The organism is Sphingomonas sp. UBA978, assembly GCF_002292295.1.
In the GTDB taxonomy this organism is placed as follows: Bacteria; Pseudomonadota; Alphaproteobacteria; order Sphingomonadales; family Sphingomonadaceae; genus Sphingomonas.
The window spans coordinates 95,247-111,100 of sequence record NZ_DBBS01000014.1 but is presented as its reverse complement, the minus strand read 5'-3'; the positions used below and the strand labels follow the sequence as shown (position 1 = coordinate 111,100).

The 15,854-nt window shown below is 70.7% G+C and carries 13 protein-coding genes; 4 read left to right on the top strand and 9 right to left on the bottom strand.

Going from position 1 to position 15,854, the window contains the following annotated elements:
- Positions 1-297: 297 nt before the first annotated feature.
- On the bottom strand, positions 298-2,322 hold the full coding sequence (locus tag B2515_RS06925) for a TonB-dependent receptor (protein ID WP_293875161.1): 2,025 nt from the start codon (positions 2,320-2,322) through the stop codon (positions 298-300).
- Positions 2,323-2,506: 184 nt separating this feature from the next.
- Between B2515_RS06925 and B2515_RS06920 the strand changes: the two genes are divergently transcribed.
- Positions 2,507-4,078: an aldehyde dehydrogenase (NADP(+)) gene (locus tag B2515_RS06920; RefSeq protein WP_293875159.1), complete on the top strand. Its 1,572-nt coding sequence runs from the start codon at positions 2,507-2,509 to the stop codon at positions 4,076-4,078.
- A 4-nt stretch (positions 4,079-4,082) separates the two neighbouring features.
- Here the strand turns inward: B2515_RS06920 and B2515_RS06915 are convergent, their stop codons facing one another.
- From B2515_RS06915 to B2515_RS06900, 4 genes are all read right to left on the bottom strand, one after another.
- Positions 4,083-4,955 (bottom strand): SMP-30/gluconolactonase/LRE family protein, encoded by an 873-nt coding sequence (locus B2515_RS06915; RefSeq protein ID WP_293875157.1) that lies wholly within the window; start codon positions 4,953-4,955, stop codon positions 4,083-4,085.
- Positions 4,956-5,027: 72 nt separating this feature from the next.
- The gene (locus B2515_RS06910) at positions 5,028-6,131 is read right to left on the bottom strand and encodes an NADH:flavin oxidoreductase/NADH oxidase (RefSeq protein ID WP_293875156.1); all 1,104 of its coding nucleotides are present in this window, start codon (positions 6,129-6,131) and stop codon (positions 5,028-5,030) included.
- A gap of 27 nt (positions 6,132-6,158) precedes the next feature.
- Complete coding sequence (locus B2515_RS06905) at positions 6,159-7,454, bottom strand: sensor histidine kinase (protein ID WP_293875154.1); 1,296 nt, start codon at positions 7,452-7,454, stop codon at positions 6,159-6,161.
- A 47-nt stretch (positions 7,455-7,501) separates the two neighbouring features.
- A complete protein-coding gene (locus B2515_RS06900) occupies positions 7,502-8,161 on the bottom strand; it encodes a response regulator (protein ID WP_293875152.1) in 660 nt (219 codons plus the stop codon).
- Positions 8,162-8,271: 110 nt separating this feature from the next.
- Here B2515_RS06900 and B2515_RS06895 point away from each other — a divergent pair, with 110 nt between their 5' ends.
- Both B2515_RS06895 and pncA read left to right on the top strand, forming a co-directional pair.
- Entirely contained in the window at positions 8,272-8,835 is a 564-nt protein-coding gene (locus B2515_RS06895; RefSeq protein ID WP_293875149.1) for a hypothetical protein, read from the top strand.
- 71 nt (positions 8,836-8,906) lie between these two features.
- Positions 8,907-9,545 carry a bifunctional nicotinamidase/pyrazinamidase gene (pncA, locus tag B2515_RS06890; RefSeq protein ID WP_293875146.1) on the top strand — a complete coding sequence of 213 codons (639 nt, stop codon included), beginning with the start codon at positions 8,907-8,909 and terminating at the stop codon, positions 9,543-9,545.
- Here pncA and B2515_RS06885 read toward each other — a convergent pair.
- From B2515_RS06885 to B2515_RS06870, 4 genes are all read right to left on the bottom strand, one after another.
- Complete coding sequence (locus B2515_RS06885) at positions 9,542-10,852, bottom strand: oligogalacturonate lyase family protein (RefSeq protein WP_293875143.1); 1,311 nt, start codon at positions 10,850-10,852, stop codon at positions 9,542-9,544. The genes pncA and B2515_RS06885 overlap by 4 nt on opposite strands.
- 56 nt (positions 10,853-10,908) lie before the next feature.
- Complete coding sequence (locus B2515_RS06880) at positions 10,909-13,296, bottom strand: TonB-dependent receptor (protein ID WP_293875141.1); 2,388 nt, start codon at positions 13,294-13,296, stop codon at positions 10,909-10,911.
- Between the two features lie 120 nt (positions 13,297-13,416).
- Positions 13,417-13,788: a winged helix-turn-helix domain-containing protein gene (locus B2515_RS06875; protein WP_293875138.1), complete on the bottom strand. Its 372-nt coding sequence runs from the start codon at positions 13,786-13,788 to the stop codon at positions 13,417-13,419.
- Position 13,789: 1 nt separating this feature from the next.
- Positions 13,790-13,996 carry a TOBE domain-containing protein gene (locus B2515_RS06870; RefSeq protein ID WP_293875135.1) on the bottom strand — a complete coding sequence of 69 codons (207 nt, stop codon included), beginning with the start codon at positions 13,994-13,996 and terminating at the stop codon, positions 13,790-13,792.
- A gap of 165 nt (positions 13,997-14,161) precedes the next feature.
- On the opposite strand from B2515_RS06870, the gene B2515_RS06865 reads away from it, so the two are divergent.
- Positions 14,162-15,526, top strand: coding sequence for an oligogalacturonate lyase family protein (locus B2515_RS06865; protein WP_293875405.1), 1,365 nt, complete (start codon positions 14,162-14,164; stop codon positions 15,524-15,526).
- Positions 15,527-15,854: the final 328 nt, after the last annotated feature.

Genomic DNA, 15,854 nt, shown 5'->3' with positions numbered 1-15,854 from the left:
AGCGTCATCAGCGCAAGAGGCAGACAGGAACGGAAGACCACGGCGGCGTGTGTTCCTCACCCGGCGAAGGATGGCAAGCATTCTGGCGGGCAGGTGTTCGCGCAGAGGCGCGGAGGACGCGGAGGTGTTGCGCCAGCCGGATCGGCAGCCCTTCCCCATCCAGCCGTGGAGAGGACAGGACCACGCTGCCGCGCGCGATACGCCTCCGCGTCCTCCGCGCCTCCGCGCGAACCACATCGTCTCCTGCGATCGATCGTCGCCCCGACGGTGCGGCCTGGGGTGATGGAACGACCCCGATCAGCCGATCTTCGCGCGCACGCCGATCCACAGGGTCCGCGGCGCGGCGCGTTCGACGATGCTGGCGCCGCTGATCCCCGCCTCGACCCGGGCGTCGAGGACGTTCTCGGCGCGCGCCTCGATCGTCAGGACGCGGGTCACGGGCAGCGCGGCGAAGCCGTCCAGCGTCGTCGCGGGGGCGAGGCTGCGGCTGTTCTGGTCGTCGTCGAACTGGCGCGCGACATGACGCAGCGTCGCCGACAGGGCCGCCGCGTCCTGCCGCCAGCCGAGCGTGCCCGACACCGCGTCGCGCGGCGTCTGCGCCGGGCGCAGGCGGTCGAGCGTCGCCGCCGCGCCCGACGCCTTCACCCGCGCATCGACATGGCTCCACGAGGCCAGCGCGCTGAACGCGCCGAACCGGTAGGCGGCATCGACCTCCACCCCGGTCGAGCGGATCGCATCGAGATTGCGGCGCACGCGCGACGCGCTGGTCGGCGTCGACGACAGCGTCACGTTCGCGATCGCATCGTCCAGCCGGTTGTGGAACAGCGTCGCCGCCAGGCTGGCGCCCGCAAACGGAGTCAGCGTCACCCCGCCCTCGATCCCGGTCAGCCGCTCCGGTGCCAGCGCCGCATTCGCCGCGGTGACGTCGTTGCCGACGCGGAACGGGCGATAGAGTTCGTTGAGCGTCGGCAGCCGCCAGCCGCGATAGCCCGCCGCGCGCAGCGTCACCGCGTCCAGCGGCTGCCATGCCGCGCCGACCCGCCCGGTGAAGGCGCTGCCGTCGCGATCCCCGAAGCGGCTGTCGGTCAGCGCCGCGCCGCCCGCGATCGGCCGTTCGCTGAGATAGCCGCCGTCGATGCGCCACCAGTCGACCCGCGCCGCGCCGGTCAGCGTCAGCCTGCCCAGCGCGACGCTGCCATCGGCGAACAGGCCGTTGGTGCGGGTCGACCCGCCCGCCTCGCGCCGCCGGGTCGGGCTGGCGTTGACGAAGGTGAACAGCTCCTGCGTCTTGCCCGAGACATCACGGATATCCGCACCGAGCCGCAGGTCGACCGCGCTGCCAACCGGGGGCTGCACCTCCAGCCGCGCGCCGAGGCCGGTGGCCGGGGTGTTATACTGGTTCAGCGACTGGCCGACCGTGGTGCGCGCCGCGTTGACGCTGGCGAAGCCCGACGCGAAGGCGCGCGTCTGGAGATAGGCGAGCGCCGACCAGCCCCAGCGACCGCGCCCGACTAGCCGCAGGCTGGCGTCCGCCCCCTGCGACCGGTTGGCGGTGAAGGCGGTGCCGCGCTCGCGGCGGTCGGTGAAGGCGCTGACATTGGCCTGTATCTCTGTCGCCGGCGCGATCGTCACCACCGTGCGCAGGGCGCCCGATGCCTGTTCATAGGGCGCCGGCCGGTCGACCGGGCCGCGGCTGGCCGCCACCGTCGGCACGAAGCCGTCGCCGCGCGCATAGGCCGCCGACAGCGTCGCGAAGCCGCCCTCGCGGACCAGCGCCGCCGATCCCTGCGCCTCGACCGAATCGCGGCTGCCGTAAAAGGCGCTCGCCTCCAGCGGCGCGAGCTGGTCGGGCGTGGCGCTGTCTAGCTGGATCGTGCCGGCCAGCGCACCCGGCCCGAAATAGCCGCTGCCGCCGCCGCGCGTCACCCGCACCTGCCCCAGCCGGCCGGTGGCATAGGCCGGAAACGCGACCCAGCCGCCGAACGGATCGGCCTGCGGCACGCCGTCGAGGATCAGCAGCGCGCGGCTCGACGCATTGCCGCCGATGCCACGCAAGGTGATGCCCTGGCTGGTCGGATTGGCGCTGCGGCTGTCCGAACGGCGGAATTGCTGGAGGCCGGCGACGTCGGCAAGCACGCTCTCGAGCCGCTGGCTCGCGTTCGCCTGCAGCCGGTCGCGATCGATGGTGACGACGTCGAAGGCGCGCTCGCCCGGCGAGGCGGACAGGCCGCGACCGGTGACGACGATGTCGGGGCCGGTGGTCTGGATCTGGGCAAGGGCGGGACTGGCGAGGATCAGGGCGACGAGGGGGAGATAGCGCATCCGCCCTCCATGCCGGTTTTCGCGCGCGCCGCAACGCTACCATCGGTCCGATCGGATAGCCGCACGCGATACGCAGGCGGCGGGCGCGCCGCGGCCCCGGATAACGCTACCATTGTCGTAAGCAGCGCCAGCGCCTAATATTCGTCCGACATTTACCAACAGACATTCCGCGAGAGGTATTTCCATGATCGACGGCGCCCTGCTGATCGGCGGCGAAGCACGCCAGGCCACCGACCGGTTCACCGCGGTCAATCCCGCGACCGGCGAAACGCTCTCCCCCGATTTCTCATCGGCCGGCACCGATGCGGTCGCCGAGGCGTGCGCGCTCGCCGAGGCGGCCTTCCCCGCCTATGCCGCGACCGACCTTGAGGCACGCGCCGCCTTCCTCGAGGGAATCGCCGCCAACATCCTCGCGATCGGCGACGACCTGATCGTGCGCGCGATGAGCGAGAGCGGCCTGCCCCGCGCCCGGCTGGAGGGCGAACGCGGCCGAACCGTTGGCCAGCTTCGGCTGTTCGCCGGTGTCGTACGGCAGGGCGATTTCCTCGACGCGACGATCGATCCGGCGCTGCCCGAGCGCGCGCCGCTGCCCCGGCCCGACCTGCGCCGCATCAACCTTGCGATCGGCCCGGTCGCGGTGTTCGGCGCGTCCAACTTCCCGCTCGCCTTCTCGGTGGCAGGCGGCGACACCGCCTCGGCGCTCGCCGCCGGCTGCCCGGTGGTGGTGAAGGGCCATCCGGCGCATCCCGGCACCGGCGAGCTGGTCGCACGCGCGATCCGGCAGGCGGTGGCGGACGCCGGCCTGCCCGCGGGCGTCTTCTCCTATCTGCCCGGCGAGACCAATGCGCTGGGCGGCGCGCTGGTCGCCGATCCGCGCATCCAGGCGGTCGGCTTCACCGGCTCGCGCGCCGGCGGCCTCGCGCTCGTCCGCATCGCGTCCGAACGGCCCGAACCGATCCCGGTCTATGCCGAGATGTCGAGCATCAACCCGGTCATCCTCTTCCCCGCCGCGCTCGCCGCGCGTGGCGAGGCGCTGGGCAAGGAATTCGTCGCGTCGCTGACGATGGGCGCGGGCCAGTTCTGCACCAACCCCGGGCTGGTGTTGGCGATCGATGGCCCCGACCTCGACGCGTTCGTCGCCGCCGCCGCCACGGCGATGACCGAGGCCGCGCCGGCGACGATGCTGTCGCCGGGCATCCATGCCAGCTTCGAGAAGGGCGTCGACGCGCTCGCCGGCCATGATGCGGTACGCACCGTGGCACGCGGCAAGGTCGGCGAGGGCGTCAACCAGGCGGTGGGCGCGGTGTTCGAGACGGACGCGCAGGCGTTCCTCGCCGATACCGCGCTCGGCCACGAGGTGTTCGGATCGTCCTCCGTGGTCGTCCGCTGCCGCGACATGCGCGAGATCGCGGCGGTGATCGCGGGACTCGAGGGCCAGTTGACCGCGACCCTGCAGATGGACCCGGCCGACGAGGCCGATGCCGCAGCGCTGGTCCCGGTCGTCGCGCGCCGCGTCGGCCGCATCCTCGCCAACGGCTGGCCGACCGGTGTCGAAGTCGCGCCGGCGATGGTCCATGGCGGGCCGTTCCCGGCGACCAGCGACGGGCGCACGACTTCGGTCGGCACGCTGGCGATCGCGCGCTTCCTGCGCCCGGTCTGCTTCCAGAACCTCGCGCCGGCGCTGCTGCCCGCGGGGCTGGACGACGCCAACGCCTGGGGCATCGCCCGCCGCATCGACGGCACGCGCGAGCAGTAAGGGCTCAGGCCAGCGCGACCGGCGTCACCGCGAGGCCGGTGACGCCGGGGTCGAAGGCGAAGACGTTGCCCGCCTCGGGCTGCGCCGCCAGCGCCGCGGCGTCGAGGCCCTTGCGCGCGCTGGTCGCGAAGGCGGTGCGCAGGTCGTCGCCGCCAAAGGCAATCTTGGTGATGTTCGACGCGGGCAGGTCCACCCTGCCCATCAGCACGCCGGCGGGGTCATAGCGCCGCACGCCCCAGCCGCCCCACAGCGCAACCCACAGGCAACCATCGGCATCGACGACCGACCCGTCGGGATGGCCGGCGCCGTCCTCGATCGTGACGAACCGTTCCGCCGCGCCGAGCGTGCCGTCGTCGCGGATCGTCGCGCGCCAGATCGTCCGGGCGAGCGTATCCGTGTGGTATAGCATGGTTTCGAAGATCGCCGGGCCGTTGGTGATGCACACCGGCGCGAGGCCGCTGTCGACGATTGCGCCGTCGGCATAGCGGTACAGCCGTCCGCTCGCGTCGGTTTCGGCATCGTCCATCGTCCCGAACCAGATCCGGCCCGCGCCATCGGTCGCCGCATCGTTGAGGCGGTTGCCGGCGGGGTCGCCCTCTGGCCGGCCGATCGGGGCGAAGCTGCCGTCGGCAGGATCGAACCGGTGCAACCCCGTCCGCAGCCCCGCGACCATGCCGCCGTCGGCGCCCGGCAGCACCCAGCCGACCTGATCCGGCGCATCCCAGCGCCGCGCCGCGCCGGTCGCCGGATCGACGCGGTGGATGTGCCGGCTCTTGATGTCGACGAACCACAGAGCGGCATCGCGCCCGATCCAGACCGGCCCCTCGCCCAGCATCGCCTGTACGGGCAACAGGGTTCGGACATTATGGTCGGTCATGCGGGCATCCTCTCGTCGTGGCCGCGCTTCATCCAACGCCAAACAGGATTCGTCTAGTCGGACAATTGACCGTCAGACGTCGAACAGGTCGCGATACTGGCGCGGCTGAGAGCGGAGATACTGGTTCGGCGCCTTGACCTTCGCACCGAGGTGCGCGGCGGCATGCCACGGCCAGCGCGGATCGTAGAGGATGGTGCGGGCGAGCGCGATCATGTCGGCATCGCCGGTGCCGACGATCGCCTCCGCCTGATCGTAATCGGTGATGAGGCCGACCGCGACCACCGGCAGGCCGCACCCCTGTTTGACCGCGCGCGCCAGCGGCACCTGATAGCTCGGCCCGACCGGGATATCCTGTCGCGGGTCGAGCCCGCCGCTCGACACATGGATCGCCGCGCAACCGCGTTCCTCCAGCGCCTGTGCGAAGGCGACGGTCTGTTCGGCGTCCCAGCCGCCTTCGACCCAGTCGCTGCCCGACACGCGCATCGTCACCGGCCGGTCCGCCGGAAAGGCGGCGCGGACGGCGTCGAACACCGCGAGCGGGAAACGCATGCGATTGTCGAGGCTGCCGCCATACTCGTCGTCACGACGGTTGGAGAGGGGCGAGAGGAACTGGTGCAGCAGATAGCCGTGCGCGCCATGCAATTGCACCGCGTCGATGCCGAGCCGCGCCGCCCGCCGCGCCGATTCGGCAAAGGCGTCGCACAGCGCCTTGAGATCGTCGGCGGTCAGCGCGACCGGGGCGTTCTCAGCCTCGGCGAAGGGCTGCGCGGAGGGCGCGACCGTCTGCCAGCCGTCGGCATGCGTGGGCGCGAGCTGTTTGCCGCCCTTCCACGGCAGGTCGGTCGATGCCTTGCGCCCGGCATGCGCCAACTGGATCGCGATCGGCATGTCGGAATGGCGCCGGACCGATTCGATGACGCGCGCCATCGCCGCCTCGGTCGCATCGTCCCAGAGGCCGACGTCGGCATGGGTGATCCGCCCTTCCGGCACGACCGCGCTCGCCTCGATCGTCAGCAGGCCGGCGCCGGACAGCGCGAGATGGCCGAGGTGGATCAGATGCCAGTCGGTCATGCAGCCGTTCTCGGCGGAATATTGGCACATCGGCGCGATGACGATGCGGTTGGACAGGGCCAGCGACCCGACGGTGACGGACTGGAATAACGCGGGGTTGCTCATGGAAACCTTTCGGATGATCGACAGGCGTTACGAACCGGGAGCGATTTGGTGCCGCGCGGGCAGGGTGACGCGCGCCGCCAGCCCGCCGCCGGGCCGTTCGGCGAGCGTCAGCCGGCCGCCGTGCAGATCGGCGAGTTCGCGGACGATGGCGAGGCCGAAGCCATGGCCCTCGCCGCGTTCGTCGAGCCGTACGCCGGGCTGCGTCACCCGTTCGCGTTCGGCGGCGGGGATGCCCGGTCCGTCGTCGGCGACGACCAGATCGAACCAGCGCGCATCCGCCTGCGGCTGCGCCGAGACGCGCACGCCGGTCGCGGCATGGCGCGCGGCATTGTCGAGCAGGTTGCCGAGCAGTTCGTCGAGATCCTGCGCGTCCATCGCCGCGGTGACGTCGGCGACGTCGGTGTCGATGGCTAGGCCACGCGCCGCATGCAGCCGCCCGATCGCCTGCACCAGATCGGCGACCGCGGGGGCGAGCGGCGTGCTCGCGCGCACGTCGACCGTCCCGGCGCGCGCGCGGGACAGGTGATGGCGGATCGTCGCGTCGATTCGGTCGACCTGCGCCGCCTTTGCCGGATCGTCGCGCAGGGCGAGCGCCAGCGTCGCCACCGGCGTCTTGAGCGCATGCGCCAGATTGGCCGCGGACTGGCGCGCGGTCGCCAGCGCCGCCTCGCGGTCGGCGGCGAGCGCGTTGAGTTCGGCAGCGAGGCCGCGCAACTCGACCGGCTGGTCCTCGTCGATCCGCGACGCCGTCCCGGCCCGGATCGCCGCCACCTGCGCGCGCATCCGGTCGAGCGGGCGCAGTCCCAGCCGCAACTGCACCCAGGTCGCCGCCGCCAGCAGCGCAGCGAGGATCGCGAGCGCCGCGAGCAGCGGCACCAGCGCATCGCGCAGCGGCCGCGCGATCACCGCGCGCGGTGCGGCGGCGAACAGCGTCACCCGCCCCATGACCAGCCGTCGCGCATGGACGCCATGGCCGCGGGCATCATCGCCGTCGATCGCCTCCGGCCCGCGCGCATCCTCCCGCCCGGGACCGGGGGGATGCGGTCCTTCGCGGCCCAGCGGCACGTCCGCCGACCCGATTGCGCCCGCTGGCGTCTCGATCCGCCAGCGCCAGCCGCGCCCCGCCTCCAGCACGCCGGCGCGCTGCGCCAGCGCGGCGCGGTCGACGGTGCCGTCGCGGTCCACCACGCTGGCGAGCAGCGCGATCTCCGCATCCAACCGACGGTCGATCCCCTCGGTCACGACGCGTTCCAGCACGCCGCCGATCGCCCAGCCGGCGATGCCCAGCGCGGCGAGGATCGCGATCGCGGACAGCAGCAGCATGCGCCCCTGAATCGACCGGGGCATGCCGCGCGGCAGGGCGCCGGTCGTCACGGGCAGGTCAGCCGATAGCCGCGGCCGCGTACCGTTTCGATCATTTCGGCGCCGATCTTGCGGCGCAGCCGGCCGACGATCACCTCGAGGCTATTCGAATCGACATCAGCATCGCCCTCGTAGACGCGTTCGAGCAGGTCGAGCCGCTCGATCACCGCCTCGCGCCGCAGCATCAGCGCCGACAGCACCCGCCATTCGAACGCGGTCAGTTTGAGCGGCAGGCCGTCGAGCTCGAAATGGCCGATCTGCGTGTCGAACGACAGCCGCCCGCAGGCGAGCACCGGCTGCGCATGGCCCGCGGCGCGGCGCACCAGCGCGCGCAGCCGCATCACCAGCTCCTCCAGCCGGAACGGCTTGACGAGGTAGTCGTCCGCCCCCGCCTTGAACCCCATGACCTTGTCCGACCAGCCGTCGCGCGCGGTCAGGATCAGCACCGGCAGCGTGCGGCCCGCGGCGCGCCATTCCTTCAGCACGGTGATGCCGTCCTTGCCCGCCAACCCGAGGTCGAGCACCGCGGCGTCATAAGCCTCCGTCTCGCCCAGATGCGCGGCGTCGATCCCGTCGGCGACGAGGTCGACCGCGAAATGCTCCGCCCGGAGCGCCCGCGCGATCCCCGGCCCCAATTCGCTGTCGTCTTCCACTAGCAAGATGCGCATCGGCCGCCGGTATCCCGTGTCGCTAAACCGAACCTGAACCGCGCGGTTCAGCGGGGGTCGGACGCATTATCCTAGAACGCCGTCATCGACACACCAAATGGAGAACTTGAATGGCTAGGATGACACTCGGACACCGCCAGCGCCTCGCACTCGGCGCGGCGGCCATGGTCGCGGTCGGCGCGGCCGGCGGCGCGGGCGCGGTGGCGCTGACCCGCCCCTCGATCGAAATGGCGCCGACGGTGGCGACGCCGATCGCGAAGCTGGGATCCAGCGACGGCATCGTCACCGTCCGCGGCCGCGTCGCCGAGGTGTTCGGCGACCGCTTCGTCGTGCAGGACGGCACCGGCCGCGCGATGATCGACGCCGGCCGCAACGCCACCGGTAGCATCGCCAAGGGCAATGCGGTGATGGTGCAGGGCCGCTACGACGACGGTCAGCTGCGCGCCCGCTTCCTCGTCGACCCCGCGGGTCAGGTCCGCGAAGTCGGCCCGGCGCATGGCCCGCACGGACCGCATGGCCGTGGTGGTCCGGGGGGTCCGCGCGGGGACGGTCCGCCGCCGCCCCCGGGCGCCGGTCCGGATCGCGCACCGCCGCCCCCGCCTGCGGATGGCCGCGCGACGCCGCCCGCTGCGAATGCGCCAGCTCCCGCCCCGACCGGGACGGCGCCCCGCTGATCCGGCAGCCCCGGTCGCGTGTCGGCGCGGCCGGGGCTTTCGCCGCGCGCCGCCGCGGGCGATAAGCGGGCATGTCCCGCTTCCTGCCGCACGCCAACGACGCCCTGCTCGTCATCGATCCGCAGAACGATTTCTGTCCCGGCGGCGCGCTCGCCGTAACCGACGGCAACGCGATCATGGGTCGTATCGCCGACCTCGCCGGCCGGTTCGCGCATGTCGTCGTCACGCAGGACTGGCACCCCGCCGGCCACAGCTCGTTCGCGAGCAGCCATGCGGGCGCCCTGCCCTTTGCCACCGTCGCCATGCCCTATGGCGCGCAGACGCTGTGGCCGGACCATTGCGTGCAGGGCAGCCATGGCGCCGAATTCCACCCCGCCGTGGCGGGTGCGGTGGCGCGCGCTGGCATGATCCTGCGCAAGGGAGCCGACCCGGCGATCGACAGCTATTCCGCCTTTCGCGAAAACGACCGCACCACGCCGACCGGGCTTGCCGGCTTCCTGCGCGACATCGGCGTAACGCGCTGCGTGCTGGTCGGCCTCGCCTACGACTATTGCGTCGGCTGGTCGGCGCTCGACGCCGCCGAACACGGGTTCGAGGCGATCGTGCTGAAGGACCTCACCCGCGCCATCGCCCTGCCGCTGGGCGACGGCCGCACCACCGCGGATGAGGCGGAGGCGCGCTTTGCGGCGGCGGGCATCGTCCTCGGCTAGCGCCCGGTCGACACCGCATAGATCGCCGGCGCGCCCTCCAGATTGGTGCGATAGACGATCCACTTGCCGTCGGGCGTGAAATGCTGGTTCGGCTCCAGCGTGTAATCGTGCGTCGCGAGGTTGGCGAGCCGCGTCGTATCGAGCACGCCGGGCGCGATCAGGTTCGGCTGCGGCGTCGCCGTCGCGCGGGGCGTGAACAGGCTGATCCACTTGCCGGCGTTGCCGCCGTCACCGGCGAATACGGTCCGGTCGGGCGACTGGGTGAAGTGGTACGAGCTCTGGTCCCCGGCGATCGCCAGCCGCGTCCGCGCGCCGCTCGCGACGTCATAGCTCGACAGCCAGCCCGCGCCATCCTTCGCCGGCGTGCGCAGATCATACCAGATCGTGTGCCCGTCGCTGCTCCAGAATTCATGGCCGGCGATCTCCCCCGCCATGGTGCGGGTGTGGACCCTGGTCAGCCCCTTGCCGTTCGTGCGGATCGTCCAGATGCGGTCGACCTTGTCCCACGGTCCTTCGTGGCAGAACATCAGCAGCCCGGGGTCGGTCGGTGAGAACTGGACATGGTTCAGCCAGTCGGTGGCGCGATGAATCGTCCGCCGCCGGCCGTCGGCGATGGCGATGCTATACATCTCCATCGGCACCCGCGCGGCGAGGCGCGCCGCCATCCACTGCCCCTTGGCGGCGGCGAAGGACAAGGGCTTGCCGTCCGGACCGGTGCCGGCATAGGTCGGCGCGCCCGTCTTCGGATCGCGCCGACCCTGCGCGGCGATCGCGGGCGGCGGCGGTTGCAGCTCGCGCTCGCCCGCCAGCAGCGTCTCGTCGGCGTTGATCGCCTCGATCCGCCCGCCCGGGGCGTCGGCGATCTTGCGCGTCGCCCCGCTGTCGAGGTCGACGCGCCACACCTGAAACGGCCCGCCGTCGTCGACCGCGACGTCGCGCACGGTGTAATAGGCGCTGCGGCTGCGCGGCCCGGCGAACAGCAGCCGGTCGACCTTCGCGCGCAGCACCAGCCGCGTCTGCCACGTCTTGAGGTCGACCGCCCGGATCCCCTCCGGCGTCAGGTAGATCATCAGATCGCCCTGCGGGGTGAACGGGTTGTAGTTGAAATAGAGCGCGTAATTGCCCGGCGTCGCGTCGATGCGGACGATCTGCCGGCCGGTGGTCGGGTCGATCCACGATGCCGGCGTCTGCTGGGTCGTGATCCCGGCGGCGGGGGCCTGCGCGATGGCGGGCGTTGCCGCCAGCGCGACGCTCGCCGCCGCGGCGAAGACTGTGGCGCGAACCCGGCGCGTGTGATGGTCGAACATTGTACATTCCCCTCCGATCGCGGGAGGCTATGCAACCGCGCCAACGGGTCAAGTCATTATCTGCTTGACGCTTCCATCATATGGAATCGAAGCGTTAGCCCGATCGTGCGCGGGTCGCTGGGAGTCGCGAGGATCAATCCGGAATTGCCGGCCTGCACGGTGACGTTCTGAATGTAATCGGCGTCGAGCAGGTTGCGCGCGAACACCGCGACTTCCATGCCGTCGGCGAAGCGATAGCCGATGTTGGCGTTGGTGAGGTTGTAACCGCGGATATAGGTCGCGCGCGACAGGCTGGGATCGCCGTTGAAGCCGCTGCGCGAGGCGGTATCGACATGGACGAAGACCGCGCCGCCGCCGACCGGGCGGACGTAATCGACGCCGCCGGTGACCGCGAAGCGCGGCAGCGAGGCGAGCCGCCGGCCGCTGAGGTCGCACGCCGCCGTCGTCGCGGTCTGTACCTCGAGCGGGCACGGGCCCGCCGGATAACGGCTGTATTCCCCGTCGGCATAAGCGAGCCCCGCGCGCAGCGACAGGCCGCGTACCGGCACCGCGGTGGCGTCCGCCTCGATCCCCTTCACCGTCACCTGCGGGATGTTCGACAGATAGCCGCGCAGTGCCACGGTCTGGCTGGAATCGATCAGGGTCGCCTGGAAATCGCGGACCTTCGTCACATAGCCGTCGATGTTGAAAACGAGGCGGCGGTTCCAGGCTTGCGTCTTCAGGCCGATTTCATAGGTCGTGTTGCCTTCGGGACGGACCACGGCAGTAGCGAGCGCGGGGCGGTTCTGGTTGTCGAGCGGCAGGCCCGACATGTTGATCCCGCCTGATTTAAACCCGCGCGCATAGGATGCATAGGCGAGCACGTCGTCGCTGATCGCCCAGGCGACGTTGCCGCGGCCCGACAGGCTGCCGTCGCTGTCTCGCGCGGTATAGCTTTGCGGGCGCAGAATCGACAATCTGGCGTTGACCAGCGCAGCGTTGGTCGTCGCCGGCCCGCCCGCCACGGTTGTCGCATAGGAGCCCTGCTTGTCCTCGTGCGTGTAGCGCAGCCCGCCGGTCAGCGTCAGTGCCGGCACGATCCGCCAGTTGACCTCGCCGAATGCGGCATAGCTCTGCGTGCGGAAATCGGTGCGTCCGTCCTGGCCATAGCCGTCGAGCAGGTTCGCGGGCACCGGCGTCGCATTCGCCCCGGTGGTCGGCCCGATCAGCCAATAGGCCGCGGCGGGACCGTAGATGCTGATCGGCCGCCCGGTGATCCGCTGGCGGAAGCCGTAGAGGCCGACGACATAGCCGAGCGGGCCGGTGCCGTCCGACGCCAGCCGCAACTCCTGGCTATACTGGTCCTGCCGCGACGGGATGTGCTGCGACAGCTGGATGGGCACGCCGATGTAATCGCGGTCGTTCTCCGCATCCCAGTTCCAGAAGCGCCATGCGGTGACCGAGGTCAGCGTGCCGAACGGCAGCGTCACGTCGGTGATCGCACTCACCCCGCCCTCGTTGGTGTCGGCACCGAGCGGTCCGTCGATATCGGTCAGCCGATCATAGGGGTCGGTGCTCGGCACGCGATAGCCGATCCCCGCCGCCAGCGCGGCATATTGGCGGGCGACCGGGCGGCGACTCGCGGAGACGCCGTAATAGACCTGCGTGCAGCAATAGGCCTGGAAATTGGTGAAATCGGCGCTGACCCGCATCCGGAGGACGTCGTCTGGCCGGAAGAGCAATTGGCCGCGCACCGCCTGCGTGCCGAGCGTGTTCGCCGCGCGGCCGGTGCGGACGTTGTCGAGCACGCCGTCGCGCCGGGTCGACACGCCCGACACGCGATAGGCGATGCTATCGGTGATCGGGCCGGACACCCAGCCGCGCGCCTGCAGAAAATCGCGGCTGCCGTAGGACAGTTCGGCGAACCCCTCGCGCGTGAAGACCGGTTCGCGGGTGGTGATGGCGATCGCGCCGGCGGTGGTGTTCTTGCCGAACAGCGTCCCCTGCGGCCCGCGCAATTCCTCGACCCGCTCGACATCGGCGAAGTCGAACGCCGCGGTCGCGGGACGGGCGTGATAGACCTGATCGACGTAGAATCCGACGCCCGGTTCCAGCCCGTCGTTCGACTGGCTGACCGCGACGACGCTCGATCCCAGGCCGCGGATGGTGAAGGCGGTGTTGCGCGGGTTGGCCGAGCTGTAGTTGAGGCTGGGGATCAGGGTCGTCAGCCCCTGCGTGTTGATCGTATAGCTGCGGTCGAGCAGGTCGCCGCCGACGACCGACAGGCTGGTCGGGATCGCCTGCGCATTCTCGGACCGCAGCCGCGCGGTCACCAGCACCTCGGGCACGGTATCCTCGTCGTCCGCGGTGGCGGCCGGGCCCGCCGTCCCGCGCTGCGTCTGCGCCATCGCGGGCGCCGACCCGAGGGACAGCGCCATCGCCGCAAGGCCGATTCCGTAACGCATCGTTCAACCCCCCTGCCCGACCGGACGGCCACACCCTGTCGACCCCGCCCTGTCGGCGAATCTCTATATCCGTCCGTATACACAGCGCGACACAGGCGAACAGCCCGTGGAATCAGGATTTTACGAAGGGTCGGCGGGAACGTCGCGCAGCGCGGCGGCGAGCCGGCGATAGGCGGGATGGTCGGCGACGTCCGCCATCGCCGCCTCCAGCTCGCGATAGGCGGCGAGCATCGCCGCGCCCGCCGCGGTCAGCCGCGCGCCGCGCTCGCGCCCGCCGCCGCGCAGCGTCTCGACCAGCGGCTCGGCGAAACAGCGGTTCATCTCGTCGACGAGCAGCCAGGCGCGGCGGTAGCTCATGCCGAGCGTGCGGCCGGCGGCAGAGATCGAGCCGTCGCGCCGGATCGCGTCGAGCAGGTCGGCCTTGCCGGGTCCGAGCGCATAGGCGTCGCCGCATGCGAGCTGCAGCTTCAGCTTGAGCGCGCCGACCTTCACCTCATTTGCCGATCAGCACGTCGCTCGCCTTGACCACGACGGTGACGCGGTCGCCCTCCGCCAGCGCCAGATCGGCGATCGCCTCTTCGGTGATGCTCGACGTGACGATGATGCCGCCCCCGATATCGACCTTGATCGTCCCGTTCACCGCCCCCGGCGTGATGCCGACGACCGTCCCCGGAATCTGGTTGCGCGCGCTGAGTTTCATCGGGACCTCCATCTGTCGCGGCGATGATAGGCGCATCGTCCGGCGCCGCCAACACGATGACACGACGATAAATGATGGACCTTGCAGTCAGGATGTGGAACCTGTCGCGTCAATCGACCACGCAAGGTCGAACGTCCGTCCCGAGAGGAATCGCCTGTGAAGCCAATGCCATGGATTGCCGCCGCCGCGCTGATGGCAAGCACCGCCGCCACCGCGCAACAGGTGCCGGTGCTGACGGCGAAGCCGGATATGCAGGCGACGCCGCCCAAAACCTGGATCGACCGCACCACCGGCCATCGCATCGTCCGCATCTCCGACCAGCCTGGCAGCAGCAGCAACTATTTCAACGTCAACAGCTACACCCCCGACGGCCGCTGGATGGCGTACAGCTCGCCCGCCGGGATCATGGCGCTCGACCTCAAAAGCTGGACATCGAAGCTGATCGTGCCGGGCCGGGTGAGCCTGCAGTTCGTCGGCCACCGCACCGGCACCGTCTATTACCTTACCGCGCTGGAACAGACGCAGGGGCACGACGGCCCCGCCGGCGCCGGCGCCAAAACGGGCCCGCGTGCGATCATGGGCTATGACATCGCCACCGGCAAAAGCCGCCGGATCGCCGACCTCCAGCCCGGCTATTCGATCGCGACGATCAATGCGGACGAGACGCTGTTCGCCGGCGCGCGCAACACCGGCGACGGTCCCGGTGCGGGCGTCAACCCGGGCAGCGTCATGGCCAGCCGCGATCCCGCCGCGGAGCGTGGACCCAACGGCGAGAAACTGACCTATGCCGAGGGGCGCGAGGTGCAGATCAACCGCCGGCTGATGCAGCGCATCCCGATGGAGATCTTCACGATCGATATCAGAACCGGCGCGAGGAAGACGATCACCGCCTCGACCGACTGGCTCAACCACCTGCAATTCTCGCCGACCGATCCCAACGTCCTGCTCTATTGCCACGAGGGCAACTGGCATGTCGTCGACCGGCTGTGGCTGGTCCGCGTCGACCGGCCGGACACGCCGAAGCGGCTCCACACGCGGACGATGAACATGGAGATCGCCGGCCACGAATGGTGGAGCAAGGACGGCAAGACCGTCTGGTACGACCTGCAGACCCCGCGCGGCGAGGATTTCTGGGTGGCGGGCTATGACGTCGCGACCGGCAGGCGCCGCTGGTATCATCTCGACCGCAACGCCTGGGGGGTGCATTTCAACAGTTCGCCCGACGGGACGCTGTTCGCCAGCGACGGCGGCGATCCCGAGATGGCGGCGCACGCGCCCGACGGCAAATATATCCAGCTGCTCCGCCCGCGCGCGATCCCCGACGTCGCCGGCATCCATGCCGCCAACAGCGCCGACCTCATCACGCCGGGCGCGTTCGATGCGGAGCGGCTGGTCGACCTCAACCCCCACGATTACCGCTCGGAGCCCAACGCCAGCTTCACCCCCGACGGCAAATGGCTGGTGTTCCGGTCGAACATGTGGGGACCGGGGCATGTCTATGCGGTCGAGGTGGCGAAGGCGGGGCGGTAACGCCGGCGTTCCGCGCTCGCCTTCACCCTTTCGGCGCCACGCGCCTTTTCCCTCTCCCGGCGGGAGAGGGAAGAGACGGCGAGGCCGGCGAAAGGGTGAGGATGGGGGTCGCTTACACCAACGTCTCGATCGCGATCGGGAAGCTGCGTGGGCGGACCCCGGTGGCGTGCCAGACCTGGCGGTAACGCCAGCGTTCGGCGCTCGCCCTCACCCTTTCGGCGCTACGCACCTTTTTCCCTCTCCCGGCGGGAGAGGGAAGAGACGGCGAAGCCGGCGAGAGGGTGAGGATGGGGGTCGCTTACACCAACGTCTCGATCGCGATCGGGAA